The organism is Serratia nevei, assembly GCF_024160145.1.
Classification (GTDB): domain Bacteria; phylum Pseudomonadota; class Gammaproteobacteria; order Enterobacterales; family Enterobacteriaceae; genus Serratia; species Serratia nevei_A.
Genome location: NZ_JAMYWQ010000108.1, coordinates 1 through 578, shown reverse-complemented (window position 1 = coordinate 578; position 578 = coordinate 1). Strand labels below are relative to the sequence as shown.

Genomic DNA, 578 nt, shown 5'->3' with positions numbered 1-578 from the left:
GAGTTAGCATCTACCCGTCAATTCCTTTGAGTTTTAACCTTGCGGCCGTACTCCCCAGGCGGTGTGTTTATCGCTTTCGCTGCGACACTGAAAATAAATTTCCAACGTCTAACACACATCGTTTACGGCATGGACTACTTGGGTATCTAATCCTCTTCGCTACCCATGCTTTCGTTCCTCAGTGTCAGTAATGATCCAGAAAGCTGCCTTCGCAATTGGTATTCTTTCTAATATCTACGAATTTCACCTCTACACTAGAAATTCTGCTTTCCTCTATCATACTCTAGCTGAAAAGTTTTAATGGCAGTTCCAGAGTTAAGCTCTGGGATTTCACCACTAACTTTTTCAACCACCTACGAACTCTTTAAGCCCAGTAATTCCGAACTACGCTAGGTCCCTTCGTATTACCGCGGCTGCTGGCACGAAGTTAGCCGGACCTTCTTATTCGGGTACAGTCATTTTCTTCCCCGACGAAAGAGCTTTACAACCCAAGGGCCTTCTTCACTCACGCGGCATCGCTGCATCAGAGTTTCCTCCATTGTGCAAGATTCCCCACTGCTGCATCCCATAGGTACAAG

At 46.2% G+C, this 578-nt stretch carries 1 rRNA gene; it reads right to left on the bottom strand.

Going from position 1 to position 578, the window contains the following annotated elements:
• Window positions 1–578 (bottom strand): 16S ribosomal RNA (locus tag M6G53_RS24960); the annotation flags it as partial.